Annotated in this window: 14 protein-coding genes and 1 other RNA gene; 7 read left to right on the top strand and 8 right to left on the bottom strand. The window is 69.2% G+C overall.

From position 1 onward, the window contains the following. Window positions 1–47: 47 nt before the first annotated feature. Window positions 48–761: a M50 family metallopeptidase gene (locus tag EDF28_RS07225; protein ID WP_165900965.1), complete on the top strand. Its 714-nt coding sequence runs from the start codon at window positions 48–50 to the stop codon at window positions 759–761. Between the two features lie 116 nt (window positions 762–877). Continuing rightward, window positions 878–1,411, top strand: coding sequence for an NUDIX hydrolase (locus EDF28_RS07220; protein ID WP_260154626.1), 534 nt, complete (start codon window positions 878–880; stop codon window positions 1,409–1,411). Window positions 1,412–1,502: 91 nt separating this feature from the next. On the opposite strand, the gene EDF28_RS07215 is transcribed toward EDF28_RS07220, so the two are convergent. Then, the gene (locus tag EDF28_RS07215) at window positions 1,503–2,825 is read right to left on the bottom strand and encodes an amidohydrolase family protein (RefSeq protein WP_123937711.1); all 1,323 of its coding nucleotides are present in this window, start codon (window positions 2,823–2,825) and stop codon (window positions 1,503–1,505) included. A gap of 135 nt (window positions 2,826–2,960) precedes the next feature. Here EDF28_RS07215 and EDF28_RS07210 point away from each other — a divergent pair, with 135 nt between their 5' ends. Together EDF28_RS07210 and EDF28_RS07205 are read left to right on the top strand one after the other, a co-directional pair. Beyond that, window positions 2,961–4,358, top strand: coding sequence for an O-acetylhomoserine aminocarboxypropyltransferase/cysteine synthase family protein (locus tag EDF28_RS07210; protein ID WP_123937710.1), 1,398 nt, complete (start codon window positions 2,961–2,963; stop codon window positions 4,356–4,358). A gap of 3 nt (window positions 4,359–4,361) precedes the next feature. Beyond that, on the top strand, window positions 4,362–5,669 hold the full coding sequence (locus EDF28_RS07205; protein WP_123937709.1) for an LLM class flavin-dependent oxidoreductase: 1,308 nt from the start codon (window positions 4,362–4,364) through the stop codon (window positions 5,667–5,669). 16 nt (window positions 5,670–5,685) lie between these two features. Here the strand turns inward: EDF28_RS07205 and EDF28_RS07200 are convergent, their stop codons facing one another. The 7 genes from EDF28_RS07200 to prfB form a co-directional block, all read right to left on the bottom strand. Then, the gene (locus tag EDF28_RS07200) at window positions 5,686–7,353 is read right to left on the bottom strand and encodes an APC family permease (RefSeq protein ID WP_221182549.1); all 1,668 of its coding nucleotides are present in this window, start codon (window positions 7,351–7,353) and stop codon (window positions 5,686–5,688) included. A gap of 129 nt (window positions 7,354–7,482) precedes the next feature. Continuing rightward, a complete protein-coding gene (locus EDF28_RS07195) occupies window positions 7,483–8,298 on the bottom strand; it encodes a hypothetical protein (RefSeq protein WP_123937708.1) in 816 nt (271 codons plus the stop codon). A gap of 160 nt (window positions 8,299–8,458) precedes the next feature. Then, window positions 8,459–8,835, bottom strand: a transfer-messenger RNA (tmRNA) gene (ssrA, locus tag EDF28_RS07190). A 101-nt stretch (window positions 8,836–8,936) separates the two neighbouring features. Beyond that, window positions 8,937–9,413 (bottom strand): SsrA-binding protein SmpB, encoded by a 477-nt coding sequence (gene smpB / locus EDF28_RS07185; RefSeq protein WP_123294782.1) that lies wholly within the window; start codon window positions 9,411–9,413, stop codon window positions 8,937–8,939. Window positions 9,414–9,502: 89 nt separating this feature from the next. Next, window positions 9,503–10,417: a permease-like cell division protein FtsX gene (gene ftsX, locus EDF28_RS07180; protein ID WP_111086440.1), complete on the bottom strand. Its 915-nt coding sequence runs from the start codon at window positions 10,415–10,417 to the stop codon at window positions 9,503–9,505. Next, the gene (gene ftsE, locus EDF28_RS07175) at window positions 10,414–11,169 is read right to left on the bottom strand and encodes a cell division ATP-binding protein FtsE (protein ID WP_123937707.1); all 756 of its coding nucleotides are present in this window, start codon (window positions 11,167–11,169) and stop codon (window positions 10,414–10,416) included. The genes ftsX and ftsE overlap by 4 nt, the downstream gene beginning before the upstream one ends. 61 nt (window positions 11,170–11,230) lie before the next feature. Beyond that, window positions 11,231–12,340 carry a peptide chain release factor 2 gene (gene prfB / locus EDF28_RS07170; RefSeq protein WP_111086442.1) on the bottom strand — a complete coding sequence of 370 codons (1,110 nt, stop codon included), beginning with the start codon at window positions 12,338–12,340 and terminating at the stop codon, window positions 11,231–11,233. 122 nt (window positions 12,341–12,462) lie between these two features. Here prfB and EDF28_RS07165 point away from each other — a divergent pair, with 122 nt between their 5' ends. The 3 genes from EDF28_RS07165 to EDF28_RS07155 are packed head-to-tail and all read left to right on the top strand — an operon-like array spanning window position 12,463 to window position 15,569. Continuing rightward, window positions 12,463–12,891 carry a lactococcin 972 family bacteriocin gene (locus tag EDF28_RS07165; protein WP_123937706.1) on the top strand — a complete coding sequence of 143 codons (429 nt, stop codon included), beginning with the start codon at window positions 12,463–12,465 and terminating at the stop codon, window positions 12,889–12,891. Window positions 12,892–12,913: 22 nt separating this feature from the next. Beyond that, window positions 12,914–14,908 (top strand): hypothetical protein, encoded by a 1,995-nt coding sequence (locus tag EDF28_RS07160; RefSeq protein ID WP_123937705.1) that lies wholly within the window; start codon window positions 12,914–12,916, stop codon window positions 14,906–14,908. Then, complete coding sequence (locus tag EDF28_RS07155) at window positions 14,898–15,569, top strand: ABC transporter ATP-binding protein (protein WP_123937704.1); 672 nt, start codon at window positions 14,898–14,900, stop codon at window positions 15,567–15,569. Before EDF28_RS07160 ends, EDF28_RS07155 begins: the two co-directional genes overlap by 11 nt. Window positions 15,570–15,575: the final 6 nt, after the last annotated feature.

Here is a 15,575-nt window from a genome sequence, read left to right as displayed (position 1 = left end):
CGCCGGGTCTCGGGCAGTTCGCGGGACACGGCTGCGATGCTGGTCCCTTGACCACCGCAGCCCCGCCCCTCGTGTTCGTCGCGCTCGTCGTCGGCGCGCTCCTGCCGTTCCTGCCGCTCGTCGGACGCGTCGCACGGATCGCCGCGACCATCGCGCACGAGGTCGGGCACTGCATCGTCGTCGTCCCGTTCGGCGGCCGCATCCAGCGCATCGACCTGCACCCGGACGGCTCCGGCGAGGCCTGGGTCCAGCTCGGTCGGGTCCCCGGCGGCATCCGCTGGCTCGTCCGGATCCTCAACCTCTACGCCGGGTACAGCGCGCCGCTCTGGGCCGGGGTGCTCCTGGTGACCGGGGTGCTGCACGGCTCGCGGTGGCTGCCCGTCGCCGTGCTCGGGGTCATCGGGCTCGTGGCGCTGGTGTTCGTGCGGAACTGGTTCGGGCTGCTCGTCGTCCTCGGGTTCGACGTCCTGGCGCTGTGGGTGGCACTGCGTCCGTCCGAGACCACGGTGCTCGTGGTCGCCGCCGTCGGGGCGTTCTTCGTCGTCGACGGACTGCGGTCCGTCGTGCAGGTCGCACGGTGGCTGCTCACCGGCGCCCGCGTGCAGACGGACTTCCACATCGCCGCAGCCGAGATGCGGGTGCCGGCCGGGGTCTGGTTCGTGCTGTTCGTGCTGGTGAACGGCCTGGCGGTGTGGCTCGCACGGGTCCCGTTGCTCGAGGTCTGGGACACCGTGGTGGCGGGCGTGCGCGCGCTCTTCTGACAGGGTGCCGTGGTCGACCCGGAACGACGCCCTCGATGTCGTACGACGTCGACCTCGTCGTTCCGCGTCGTCGCCACCCACCGCGTCCCCCTCATCACACCTGGGAGGATGGTGCGGTGCTGCTCGACATCGTCACCACCGCCCTCGCCACCGCTGACGATCGGCACCGCGATGCGTTCGCCGCGTTCGTCGCCGCCGGAGGGGATGCCTCCCTGTGGCGTGACGGCGGCCCGGAGCACCTCACCGCGTCGTGCTTCGTGTTCTCGCCCGACCTGGCCCGGGTGCTGCTCTGCCTGCACCGCAAGGGCGGCTTCTGGGTGCAGTTCGGCGGGCACCTCGAGCCGTCGGATGCCTCGTTGGCCGACGCCGCTCGTCGCGAGGCCCGCGAGGAGTCCGGCATCACCGACCTCGAGCTCCTCGACGGCCGCATCGCGGACCTGGACCGGCACGAGCTCGGCGGCGGGTTCACCTGCGCGGCGCACTGGGACGTCGGCTTCGTCGCCCTCGCCGACCCGTCGGTGGTGACGGCCGTCAGCGACGAGAGTGACGACGTTCGCTGGTTCGCGCTCGACGACCTGCCGGCCGAGATCCCGCCGGGGCTGCCGGGCCGGCTGTCGGCGGCCGTCGCATCGGTCGGTTACCGCGGCTGACGCCTCGCGCATCCTGCTCGCACCACGTCCGCGACGATCCACGCGGTGATCGACTGGTGCAATGTCGCAGAACGGGTGCGCAGCCCTGCGCCTACTCCCAGGGGCGCTGCGCGAGCTCGGCGGGGTCGAACACCCGGCCGCCGGCGACGACGAGCGACCGCGGCACCCGTCGCACCAGCGCGTCCATCGGGTTCTCGGCGTCGAGCAGCACCACGTCGGCACGCGCCCCCGCCACGAGGTCGTGCGCCTCGTCGGTGACGAACCGGGCACCGTCGCGCGTGGCGAGCTCCACCACGCGGGTCAGGTCCTCGTCCCGCACCACACCGCCGGCCCGCGCGTACTGCCACGCGATGCCGAGCAGGTCGCCGTCGCCGTAGGGGCTCCACAGGTCACGGATGCCGTCGGTGCCGAAGCCGAACCGCACGCCGGCCTCGTCGAACTCGTGCAGGGGAAGCTGCCGCATCCGCACCGGGGCGACGGTGGTCATCGTGACGCCGAGCGACGCGATCCGGGCGAGCAGGTCGCGGCGACGCACGGGATCGACGTCGACGATCGCGAACCCGTGGGCGATGTTGACCCTGCCCGGTGCGAAGCCGAGCCGCTCCACCCGGTCGAGCACCAGGTCGAACGCGAACGCACCGAGCTCGGCGGGCTCGTGCAGGTGGATGTCGATGCCGCACCCGGTGTCGGCGGCGATGGCGAACAGGCCGTCGAGCTGCCCGACCGGGTCGCGGTCGATGAGCGACGGGTCGAGCCCACCGATGTGGTCAGCTCCGGCCGTCGCCGCCTGCCGCAGCAGGTCGAGCACACCGGGCCGCCGCAGCACGCCGTCCTGCGGGAAGGCGACGATCGACACCTCGACCGCACCGTCGAGCGCGTCGGCCGCCGCACGCACGGCCTCGATCCCCCGCAGCCCGACGCCGAGGTCGACGTCGACGTGCGTGCGGACCCGGGTGGTGCCGGTGCGCAGCCCCTCGCGCAGCACCCGCGTGGCGACGGGTTCGCTCGGGATCCCGAGGGCGTCACGCCGAGCTCGTTCGTGCGCGATGCGCCCCTGCGTGCCGGGCTCGCCGCCGTACGACTCCCACTCGTGCCCCCACCAGCTCTTGTCGACGTGGGCGTGCGTGTTGACGAGCCCCGGCAGCGCGAGCTGGCCGCGCCCGTCGACGACCCGAGCACCAGCACCAGCACCGGCACCAGCACCGGCACCAGCACCGGCACCGGCACCGGCACCGGCACCGGCACCGGCACCGGCACCGGCACCGCCACTGGCACTGGCACCGCCCGCGACGCCGTCGCCCGCTCCGGTCGCGGTGACCGAGACGATGCGGCCGTCCGCCACCCGGATGTCCGACCGCGCACCACCCCACGGACGGACATCGCGGATGATCAGGGTCGCTTCGTCGGTCGCCATGCCCCCATCGTGGCAGCCGCCAGGGCCCCGCCGCGACCCCACCGCACCCCGGTTCCGCGTAACGGAACGCCGCAATCGCCTGTCCACGCAGCGAAGGCTGCGAGGCTACCGCCAGACGACTCCCGGAGGTGTCCCATGGCGAACGACGATCACGGTTTCTCGACCGAACAGGTGCACGGCGGCTTCGTGCCCGACGCAGGGCACGGCGCACGGATCCCGGCCATCCACATGTCCTCCGGCTTCCTCTTCGACGACTTCGACCAGGCGCGCGACCGCTTCGCCGGCACCGAGGACGGCTACACCTACACCCGCCTCGGCAACCCGACGAACGCCGACGTCGAGCGCCGCGTCGCCCTGCTCGAGCGGGGCGTCGAGGCGATCCTGGTCGGCAGCGGCCAGGCGGCGGCCACCATCGCGTTCCTCGGGCTCCTGCAGGCGGGCGACCACGTCGTCGCCGCCCGCAGCATCTACGAGGGCACCAAGGGGCTGCTCGTGCAGAACCTCGGCCGCCTCGGCATCGAGGTCGACTTCGTCGCCGACCAGCGCGACCTCGACGAGTGGGCACGGCTCGTCCGCCCGAACACGAAGGCGTTCTTCGCCGAGACGATCCCGAACCCGAAGAACGACGTCCTCGACATCACCGGCGTCGCCGACACCGCGCACCGTGCCGGGGTCCCCCTGATCGTCGACAACACCCTGGCGACGCCGTACCTGGTCCGCCCGGTCGAGCACGGCGCCGACATCGTCATCCACTCGGCATCGAAGTTCCTGTCCGGCCACGGCGCGGGCCTCGGCGGCGTGGTCGTCGACGGCGGCACGTTCGACTGGTCCGCCTCCCCCGAGCGCTGGCAGCACCTCACCAGCCCGGAGCGGTCACTCGGCGGCGACAGCTACGTCGAGCGTTACGGCAACCGGGCCTTCGTCGTCTTCGCGCGTGACGTCGTCGCCTCGCGCATCGGCCCCACCCCGTCGCCGTTCAACGCGTTCCTGATCCGTCAGGGCATCGAGACGCTGAGCCTGCGCGTGGAACGCCACAGCGCGAACGCGCTGGCGGTGGCGCAGTGGTTGGAAGCACAGCCGGAGGTGACGAGCGTCGACCACGCGGGTCTGGCCTCCAGTCCGTTCCACGACCTCGCCCAGCGCTACCTGCCGCGCGGAGCCGGCTCCGTCTTCGCGTTCACGCTGGCGGGCGGCGAAGCCGCCGCGCACACCTTCATCGACAGCGTCCAGCTGTTCAGCCGGATGACCCACCTGGGCGACGTCCGCTCGCTGATCCTGCACCCCGCGACGACGACGCACGCCGGCAAGACCGCCGCGGAACGCGCCGACCAGGGCATCGACGACGGCCTGATCCGACTGTCGGTCGGCATCGAGGACGTCGCGGACCTGCTCCGTGACCTGGAACGCGGGTTCACCGCGTTGCGTTCTGCAGACGGCAGTGCTGACCGGGAGGCCCGTGGCGCGTCCGACGCGGAGCGCGCGTCCCTGGAACACTCGGTCCCGGGCACGCACGTGATCTCGGAGGAGCTCTAGACGATGGCACGACCGCAACACTTCGGGTACTTCTTCTCACGCGGGTTCGGCCCGCAGGCGTGGGGGCGCTCGGACTGGGACTGGGGCCACGACTGGACCAAGCCCGACCTGTACCAGCAGTCCGTCCGCACGCTCGAGCAGGCCGGCATGGACCTGGTGATCGCGGAGGACGCCATCTCGCTCGGCAACCCGTCGACGCTCGACCTGCGCATCCGCCAGGCCTACGGCGGCCCGAAACACGACCCGTTGCTGCTCGCGCCGTACCTGTTCGCGGCGACCTCGCACATCGGCATCGCGCCGACCGTCAACGCCGGGTTCACGCCGCCGTACCTGGCTGCACGACAGTTCGCCACGCTGGCGCACCTGTCCTCCGAGCGGCTCGGCATCAACGTCGTGACCGACGTCGGCAGCGCCCGGCACGCCGGCCTGCCACCGCTGCCGCACGACCAGGCGTACGACCGGGCCGAGGAGTGGATCACGCTGCTCCGCCGGCTCTGGGGGTCGTGGGGGTCGTCCGGGTACGTCGGGGACCCCTCCGACTGGCACTTCGCTGACGGCGACGCCCTCGACGCGTTCCACCACGAGGGCGCGTACTTCACCGCCGACGGCCCGCTCAACGCGCTGCCGCTCGACTCGGACCCGGTGGTCGTCTCCCCCGGTGGCTCCGGTCGGGGCCTCGCGTTCGCCGGCACCCACTCGGACGTGCAACTCGCGCTCGCGCCGCTGTCGGCCGCCGCGGTGGCGGACTACCGCGGTCGCGTGATCGCCGCAGCGCAGGCAGCCGGACGCACGGCCGCCGACCTGCGCATCCTGTTCGTCCTCAAGCCCGAGATCGTCTCGTCGTCCGACGAGGCCTACCGGATCGTCGAGACGTCCCGGCACCCGTCCGACGACGACCTGCGGACCGCGGCGATCGCGTGGTCGAGCGACTCCGAGACGGACCTGCTCGCGCTCGACCTCGACGCGCCCGTGCCGGACGGGACCTTCGGCGACCACGTCTCCGCCGGCACGATCCGCGGGCTGCTCGGCGACACCCCGGACGCCCCGCTGCGCGCGCTCCTGGAACGCAAGGCCCGCAAGGGGCGGGTGTCCTCGCGCGAGGGCTTCGTCGGCACCGCCGACGAGTTCGCCGACTTCATCGAGGAGCTCGGGTCGGACGCCGACAACGACGGCATCATCTTCTCGGGCGACCTGCACCCGGCGCAGATCCACCGGATGTTCGGCGACCTGGTGCCGGTGCTCCGGCGCCGTGGGCTCCTGCGGCGGGAGTACGGCGCGGGGGGCATCCGGGCGAACCTGTTCGACTTCTAGTGGTGGACCGGCTCGACTAGTGGTGGACCGGCTCGACCACGCCTGATTCCTCGACGTCACGGACGTCGTCGGCCGTGCGGAGGATCTCCGCACGGTCCGAGGCGGAGTTGATCGCCCAGTAGTAGATCACCAGTGAGAACACCGCGACCACGACGATGTCGATCCACAGCGGGAACACCGGGTGCGTCAGCGGACCGAAGTCGCTGAGGAACACGATGAGCCCCATGCCGATCAGGTACGGCAGCAGCCACTGCGCCGCCTTCCAGTCCCAGCGCGGCCGGACGCTCGAGGCACCGCGGAACACGTTGTTCAGGATGATCACCACGGCACCGATGAGGATCGCGACGCCGAGCTTCCAGTCGGTGTCCCACCCGGTCCACAGGATGATGAGGTTCGCGACGATGAACGCGATCGGTGACAGCACCGCTGCGGCGGGCATCCGGTAGGGGCGCTCGATCTCCGGGATCCGCTTCCGGAACGCACCGAGCGCCAACGGGGCACCGGCGTACATCAGGACCGACGCGCTCGTGATGAGGCTCACCAGCCCCTGCCACGAGGGGAACGGTGCGAAGCACGCGCAACCGACGACGAACGCCGCGACGAGCCCGACCCACGGCACGCCCTGCTTCGTCGTCCACTCGAACGCCTTCGGGAAGTACCCGTTGCGACTGAGTCCGTAGGAGATGCGGCTCGTCGCCGTCACGTAGATCAGCCCGGTCCCCGCGGGCGAGATGATCGCGTCGATGAAGATGACCACCGCCAGCCACGTGATGCCCGCGGCCATCGCGATGTCGGCGAACGGCCCCGTGTACTTCGTGAAGTCGGCGGTGGCCCAGGACCCCTGGATCGCATCCGACCGGAGCACCCCGAGGAACACGACCTGCAGCAGCAGGTAGATCACCAGCCCGATGAGCACCGAGCCGATGACGGCGCGCGGGATGTCCCGCCGCGGGTTCTTCGCTTCACCCGCGAGCTGGTCGGCCTGCTCGAAGCCCAGGAAGGCGAAGATGATGCCGGAGGTGGACACCGCCGCCAGGACCCCCTTGGCACCCTCGGGCATGAAGCCGTCAGCCGCCGTGAAGTTCGAGCCGTGGAACCCGCTGAATGCCAGCACGATGATGACCAGCAGCGGGATGGCGACCTTCCACCACGTCGCAGCCGAGTTCGTGTTCGCGAGGATCCGGACGCTGAGCAGGTTGATCACGGTGACCACCGCCATGAGGACGACCGCGATCGCGATGCCCGCGCCGGTGAGCAGCTGCTGCGTCTCCCCGTCCACTGTCGTCGTGTGCAGCCACGGGTGCGCGAACTGCCAGTGCTGCGCGTACTTGATCATCGCCTCGACCTCGATCGGAGCGACGGTCACGGACTGCAACCAGGAGAACCAGCCGAACGACGCGCCGGCGATGCCGCCGAACGCGATGTGCGGGAACCTGGCCGTCCCGCCCGCGATCGGGAACATGCCGCCGAGTTCGGCGTGCACGAGGGCGAGGACGAGGATCGCCACACCGCCGATGAGCCACGAGATGATCGCGGCCGGGCCAGCGGTCTTCAGGGCCTCCTGCGACCCGAAGAGCCAACCGGAGCCGATGATCGACCCCGTCGAGGCCCAGATGAGCCCGATGAAGCCCACGTTCCGCTTGAGGCCGGAGTCCGGCAACGCCGGCGTCGTCGTTGTAGCCACTGCTGCTCCCGTCGAGTGAGCGGGCCCCACGAACGGGGGTCGCGCTCATCGACTCTGGCACCGCTACAGCGGCTTGGCCGGATTCTTTAACATGCCGGAAACAATTGTGCTGTATAAGCACTCAGGCTGCTACTTCTTGGACTTCTTCTTCTTGCCGTCGTCCTTCTTGTCCGACTTCTTCTTGTCGGACTTCTTCTTGCCGTTGTCCTTCTTCTTGGACGGCGTCTTGTCCGACTTCTTCGGCTTCTTGCCGTCGTCCTGCTTCTTGGACGGCTTCTTGTCCGACTTCTTCGGCTTCGCTTCCCCCGAAGGCAACGGCAGGACCGGTGCCTGCTCCGGCGACTCGACCCCGTCGATCGGCTCGACGACCACGGCGGAACCCGTGTCCAGCGCGACGTCGACCGCGTGTTCCTCGAGCACGGGCGCGAGCGCGTCCGTCACCCGCTCCACGGTGAGCACCGCGTCGTCCTCGGCGAGCCGCAACAGCGCCTGCGCGGTCCGCACCCGGGTCGTGGTCTTGCGTGCCAGGACGTCGGCGCGCGCACCCTCGAGGAACGTGCGGAGCGTGCGCTCGACGACCGACCGTCCACGCGATGCAGCGCGGTCCAGGCGGTCCAGCTCACCGGCGACCCCGGCCACGTCATCGGCGACGTGCTCGTGCCGCACCGACTCGATCAGCGCCGCGATCGCTGCTGCACCCCGTTCGACAGCAGCCGAACGCTGGTCGAGCACGACGAGCATCTCGACGACCGAACCGTAGGTGACGGTCTCGAGGCGGACGGGCTCGGCACCCCGGCCGCGGACGACCAGGCGGGCGTCGGGCGTGGGCAGCCAGGCAGCGAGGGCGGCAACCGTGGCGACGGACCCCACGATCCGCTCGTAGTCGGCGAGCACCACTCGCTCCTGCTCGCGCAGACGGACTCGGATCGCGATCTCCTGCACCACGTGGGGGCCTTCCGTTCGGGGTCGGCGCGGGCGTTTCCCTGCGCCTCCTCCGGAGCGTAGTCCCCTGACGTGGCGAGACAGCGAACGCCCCGGCATCGTCCAGGGACGGTGACGGGGCGTTCGTGCAACACGTGGTGACAGCGGCTCGACGACCGGCGAATGGTGGAGATGGGGGGAATCGAACCCCCGTCCATCGCTGCAATTCGACGTCTTCTACGGGCGTATCCGGATAGTTCGTTCTGCTCGGCCCCGTCCTTTGCTACCGGCTTCTAGGACGACGGGCCCAGTCTCAGTGCAAGTCCCGCACGGCCCTGAGGCGCAACCGTGCAGCAAGTCCTCTGGATGACGCCGGGATCAGGTTAGGGGACGGTCACCTGGCCGACGGACTTCATGTGCTGGGCTGCTTACGCAGCGAGAGCGAAGTCAGTGCGCTTGGAATTGGCACTTGTTGTTTTCCACGGATCGTTCACGAGATAACCGTGGGTCCTCGGCCCGCTTCCCGTCGGCACACAGGCAATGTCGAAACCGATCATCCCCATGCGGGCCGGACGTGCGAGCCGCTGTCACGCTGTTGAGTTGTGTTGCGACTGCTCCGATCGGAGCAGTCCCTCAGTCTAGCTGACCGAGGTGCGAGGCCGCTACTCGCCGACGCGGTTCTTCGTGCGCATGGCCCGCTCGGCCTCACGCTTGTCGGTCTTCTCCCGCATGGCCTGACGCTTGTCGAACTCGCGCTTGCCCTTGGCGACCGCGATCTCGATCTTGGCCCGACCGTCGTGGAAGTAGATCTGCAGCGGCACGAGGGTGTAGCCGCCCTGGGCCGTCTTGTGCGAGATCTTCACGATCTGCTGCTTGTGGAGGAGCAGCTTGCGCTTGCGCCGAGGTGCGTGGTTGTTCCACGTGCCCTCGGTGTACTCGGGGATGTGCACGGCATCGATCCAGGCTTCGCCCCGGTCGATGTAGGCGTACCCGTCGACCAACGAAGCGCGTCCCATGCGCAGGGACTTCACCTCGGTGCCGGACAGGACCATGCCGGCCTCGTACGTGTCCTCGATGAGGTAGTCGTGTCGGGCGCGACGATTCGTCGCGACGATCTTCTCACCGCGTTCCTTCGCCATGACGACTCCTCTCGTACCGGGCACTGCGCTGCGCAGCCCTACAGACTACCCAACAGCAGGCGCCTCACGCACCTTCCCGGCGCGGCGGATCAGACCTTGAGGTAGCGGCGGATGGCGATCGACGCCGACACCGCGGCGAGCAACACCCCGATGACGATCACCGACGGCACCACGATGGCCGCATCCCCCATGCCGATGAACGCCGTGCCGGTGAAGCGCTCGGCCAGGAAGTTCCGGACGAAGAACCACACCACCGCGGTGATGGCACCACCCGCCAGGACGGCTCCGATGGCGGCGGCGATCACCCCCTCGAGCACGAACGGCGTCTGGATGAACCGGTTCGACGCACCGACCAGCCGCATGATGCCGAGCTCTCGCCTGCGACTGAAGGCGGACAACCGGATCGTGGTCGCGATGAGGAGCACGGCGGCGACGAGCATGAGCGCCGCGATGCCGATCGCCGTGTACGACGACGCGTTGAGCAGGTTGAAGATCGGTTGCAGGTAGCCGCGTTGGTCGACGACGCTCTGCACACCGGCGACCTTCGACAGGCTCTCGACGAGGACGTCGGCCTGCGACGGGTTCTTCAGGTTCACCCAGAAGGTCTCGTTGAGGTACTCGGGCTTGACGAACTCGGTCGCCGCGGAGTCCTTGAACTGCTCCTTGAAGCGGGTGAACGCCTGGTCCTGGTCCTCGTAGTACGTCTTCTCGATGTACGGCTTGAGGGTGGACGACTCGAGCTGGGCCTGGACCTGCTTCCGCTGGTCCTCGGTGGCCTTGGCACCCGTGCAGTTGCCGGTGGTGTCGGTGTCGGTGCACAGGTAGACGGCGACCTGCGCCCGGTCGTACCAGTACCCCTTCATCTGGTTGATCTGCATCTGGAGCAGGATCGCGGTCCCGACGAAGGTGAGCGAGATGAAGGTCACGAGGACGACGGAGACGACCATCGACGCGTTGCGCCGCAGGCCCGAGCCGACCTCGGACATGACGAGCCCGAGCCTCATCGGATGAGCCCCGGGATGGTCTGGATGCCGGTGGTGTTCGACACGGTGCCGCGCTGGATCGGGACCGCCTGGGTCTGGTAGCCGCCGGACTGCTCGTCACGGAGGACCGCGCCGTTCGACAGCTCGATGACCCGACGCTGCATCTGGTTCACGATGCTGGCGTCGTGGGTCGCCATGAGCACGGTGGTGCCTCCCTGGTTGATGCGTTCGAGGAGCGCCATGATGCCGGCGGACGTGGTGGGGTCCAGGTTGCCGGTGGGCTCGTCGGCCAGCAGGATCGCCGGCTTGTTGACGACGGCGCGGGCGATCGCCACGCGCTGCTGCTCACCACCGGAGAGCTCGTGCGGCATGCGGGTCGCCTTGCCCGCGAGTCCGACGAGCTTCAGCACGTCGGTGACGGCCTCGCTGATGAAGCCCTTGCTCTTGCCGATCACCTGCAGCGAGAACGCGACGTTGTCGAAGACGTTCTTGTTCGGAAGGAGTCGGAAGTCCTGGAACACGACGCCGAGGTTGCGCCGGAAGTACGGGACCTTCCGCGACGCCAGGGAGCCGAGGCGCTGCCCGAGCACGTGGATCTGGCCGCGGGAGGGCTTCTCCTCCTTGAGCACGAGGCGCAGGAAGCTGGACTTGCCGGAACCCGAGGCGCCCACGAGGAACACGAACTCGCCCTTGAGGATCTCGAGGGTGAGGTTGTCGAGCGCCGGACTCGGGTTGCCCGAGTAGAGCTTGGTGACCTGGTCGAATTTGATCATGACCGGATCAGGGTAGGTCGCCCCGCTTGGAAAGCAAGCGAGGCGCGCGGCTCACGAACCCCTACGCGTCGACGGATTGCTTGCGCCAGCGGATGCCGGCGTTGATGAAACCGTCCAGGTCGCCGTCGAACACGGCTGAGGGGTTGTTCACCTCGTGCTCGCTCCGCAGGTCCTTGACCATCTGGTACGGCGCCAGCACGTAGGACCGGATCTGGTCGCCCCAGCTCGCCGTGATGTTGCCGGCGAGCTCCTTCTTCTTCGCGTTCTCCTCTTCCTTCTTCAGGAGGAGCAGGCGCGACTGCAGCACGCGCATCGCGGCCGCACGGTTCTGGATCTGCGACTTCTCGTTCTGCATCGAGACGACGGTACCGGTCGGGATGTGCGTCAGGCGCACCGCGGAGTCGGTCGTGTTGACGGACTGCCCGCCGGGGCCCGACGAGCGGAAGACGTCGACGCGGATGTCGTTCTCGGGGATGTCGATGACCATCGTCTCCGGCATGAGCGGGATGACCTCGACCGCGGCGAACGAGGTCTGCCGCTTGCCCGCAGCGCCGAACGGCGACATGCGGACGAGCCGGTGGGTGCCGGCCTCGATCGACAGCGTGCCGAACGCGTGGGGCGCGTCGACCTCGAACGTGGCGGACTTGATGCCCGCTTCTTCGGCGTAGGACGTCTCCATCACGGTGGTCTTGAAGCCGTGCTGTTCGGCGTACCGCAGGTACATGCGCATGAGCATCTCGGCGAAGTCCGCGGCGTCGACGCCACCGGCCCCGGCGCGGATGGTGATCACGGCGGGGCGGTCGTCGTACTCGCCGTCGAGGAGCGTCTGCACCTCGAGGTCGCCCATGGTCTTCTGGATCGCCTTGAGCTCGGCGACGGCTTCGTCGGCCGAGTCCTGGTCGTCGCCTTCGTTCGCCATCTCGACCAGCACCTCGAGGTCGTCGATGCGTCGCTCGGTGTCGGTGATCTTCTTGAGCTCCGACTGCCGGTGCGAGAGCGCGCTCGTCACCTGCTGCGCGTGCTCGACGTCGTCCCAGAGGTCCTGGGCGCCCGCCTGCTCGCTGAGGTCGGCGATCTCGCGCTGCAGGCGGTCGACGTCGACCACCGAGCGGATGTTGCCGAAGGTCTCTCGGAGGGCGGAGAGCTGCTCGGTGAAGTCCAGTTCGACCATGGTCACCGATCCTACCGGCGCGAGCCCGCCGCGGCAGACCGGGAGGCCCGGTGTGGGTCCGTCGCGCCAGCTCGGCGATTCGACTTGCGCCCGGACCCCGATCCACCGATAGATTGCAGGACATGTTGCGCATCCAGAACATCAGTACATCGGTCCGCTTCCTGCCGGCTCTTTTCGTGGGCGCGGCGGTGGTCGCCGCGGTCATGATGCCCTCGTCGGCTTCAGCGTCCGCGCTGGAATCGAACGGCGGCACCGCAGGGGGATTCGCCGAGATCTCCGGACCCGAGGACACGCAGGTCGTCATCGACGACACCGACCCCGCGCAGATCCTCACCACGAAGAAGGTGGGCGGCGGCACTTGGATCTACGGGACCGGCGGTGGCAACTCGTACTCCTACTACGACCACAAGACGAAGAAGCACTCGTCGACGGCCTGCTCCGGGTACGGCACGAGCTGCCGTGGATCGGGCTGGGTCGCGAAGGAGAAGCGCTCCGTTGCGAAGGTCCTCAAGACGGCGTGGGGCAACACGGCCTTCTGGAACACGAAGTAGCCGTACCGGGGCGTCCTCGACCATGCTCCGGGTACTCGGTGCCTTCGCGGCGGCCGCGATCGCGCTGCTCCTCGGCTTCGCCGTGCAAGGCGCCCACGACACGCAGTCGATGGCGACCATCCGGTCGGCGCTGACCATCTCCCACGCGGGTGAGGACGCCCCGACCACGAGGCTCCTCCGCGCAGAGGCGACGAGCCTCAGAGCGAACTTCTACCAGGTCCGCATCGACCCGACGGGACGGACTCCGACGCGGACGCTCGCTCCCGTCATCGGGGACCGGAGCACCCACGAGCGTGTCTTCCCATCCGGGTCCTACGCTGCGTTCGACACGAGCCTGACGACGGAACTCACCCAGGCACCGAGCAGCCCACTCGGGACGTACTTCTCGACGCTGCCGCCCCGAGCGCTCGAAGCGGTGTCCGACCGTCTCGCGATCGCGGGAGTCGACACGCACGTCGAGGCGATGAGCTGGGGCGGGCTGGCTCTGTACTTGCTGGCGTACACCCCGCTCGTGATGGCGGCTGCGGTCGTCGGAGGCGCCTCGTGGCTGGCGGGCCGTGTCCGCGGGTTGGCCCAGGTGCGAGCACAGGCCGTCCTCCGGGTGCACGGCGTGCTCGGACCGTTCGTCCGGGACATCACCGCTTCCGTGCTCGTCGCTTCGGCGGCGTTCGTCATCTCGGCCGGTCCAGCGATCCTGCTGGTTCATGCGTACAACGGCGGACACCAGCTCTGGTCGTACCTCGCGATCAGCGCGGTCCTGCTCGGAGGGTTCCTCACGGCGTTCATCGTCGGGGCATCCGGTCCCGGACTCCTTCCGCGCGGGGTGCGATTCCGCCCGGCGTTCTCGAGCTGGCGTCCGTGGCTGCGTGGACGCGTCACGATGGCGGCGGCACAGGTCGCCACGCTGACCCTGGTGGTCTTCCTCATCGCCCAGGGCTCGGCTGCGTGGACCTCTCTCGCCGTCGTGCGTGCGAGCGGCCCTGACTGGCGGGGCTGCTCCGCGTGCACGGTCACCATCTTCAACGGGTTCGACGGCCAATCGGCTCTCGATGACGCCGTCAGGCCGTTCAGTTCATCGGTGCGAGCGTCGGAGCGGAAGGGGGAGGTGGTCCTGAGTTGGGTGCGGGGTGCCGTCCGGGGGGATCGGTTCAGTCCGGGCGACTCAGAATCGAACGTGATCCTCGCGAATCCGACCTTCGTCGCGCGCTCCGGAGGCGGTCTGCCGGATCCATTGCACGGCAAGGACGGGCCTGGAGAATGGGGGCTCCTGGTGCCGAGTGACCACGCGGACCGTGCCGAGTCGATCGCGGACGAGTGGCTCGAAGCGTTCCGGGAGCCGCTCGGCACCGTCCCGAACCAGTCCGCGCCGAAGCGACCACACATCGCCACGTACCCCGCCGGGCGAGTGTTCAACTACGGGCAGACCGGCTTCCGGAACGAGGTCTACTCGGAGTCGCCGGTCATCGTCGTCGCCTCGGGGTCGGCTGGCCTTCTCGATGACGAGTCGTACTTCGCGGCTGGTTCGTCGGGCGACCTGCTCTTCACAGGCGGCCCACGAGAGACGCAGCAAGCGCTCGACACGGCGGGCGTCGAACGATCGGTGTACTCGCTGGACAGCCTCGGGACGCAGATCGCGAGAGGAACAGCGGCCGCGCAGTCGAAGCTCGTGGTGTCGCTCGTCGCGGCCGCTGCAGGTCTCGTCGCGCTGCTCGGCATGCTGACGATCGGAGCGCGCATCGATGTGGCCCGGAGACGCGACCAGCTGCTCGTCCTCCGAGCGCACGGCGAAGCTCCTGCCCGTGTCCACCTGGTGACGGCACCCCGGTCACTCGCCTTCCTCGCGAGCACGGGTGTCGCTGCCCTCGCCGCGGGGACCAGTGGGCTTCTCGGAGCCGACATCCCGACGGGAACGCTCGTCACCGTCGGGATCGCCGTTTCGGTCGTCGTCCTCGTGACGAACGCATTCATCACCACTCGGCTCACCACCACGAAGGGACTCACGACCGATGAACGATGACGATGCTGCCGTGCACGTGACCGGTCTCCACCACACCGTCGGGAACCGCGCCGTGGTCTGCGGGCTGGACCTGACCGCGCGGGCAGGCGCCGTCCACGCCGTCACGGGTTCCTCAGGTGTCGGCAAGTCGACCCTGCTCCGGTTGCTCGGAGGACTCGAGCGACCGACGAGCGGCGCGATCCGGGTGTTCGACCAGCAGGTGGACACGTTGCGTGGACCGGCACTGCGCCGGTACCTCCGTGACTGCGTCGGTTTCGTGTTCCAGGACGCCGGTCTCGTTGCGCAGTGGACGGTGCGGAAGAACATCTCCGCCGTGCAGGCAGCAGCACCTCGCGCCCCCGTCTCCACACCCTTGAGCATCGAAGCCGCCGCCGATCGTGTCGATCTGCCCAGCCGGCTGCTCGATGCGCGCGCCGGGGAACTCAGTGGCGGCGAGCGTCAGCGTGTGTCGATCGCCCGCGTCCTCGTTCGGAAACCTCCGCTGGTGCTCCTCGACGAACCCACCTCCGCCCTCGACGCTGATCGGACGCGGATGGTCGTCGAGCTCATCCGCGACCTCGCAGACGACGGCGCCGTCGTCCTCGTCGCTTCGCACGACACGGTGATCACCGACGCGTCCGATGCCCGGACCGTGCTGCGGGAAGCGTCATCGACGACCTGACCGGTC

Source organism: Curtobacterium sp. PhB137, from assembly GCF_003814955.1.
Taxonomy (GTDB): Bacteria; Actinomycetota; Actinomycetes; order Actinomycetales; family Microbacteriaceae; genus Curtobacterium.
The sequence above is the reverse complement of the archived record's forward strand: the minus strand, read 5'-3'. Positions and strand labels throughout refer to the sequence as shown.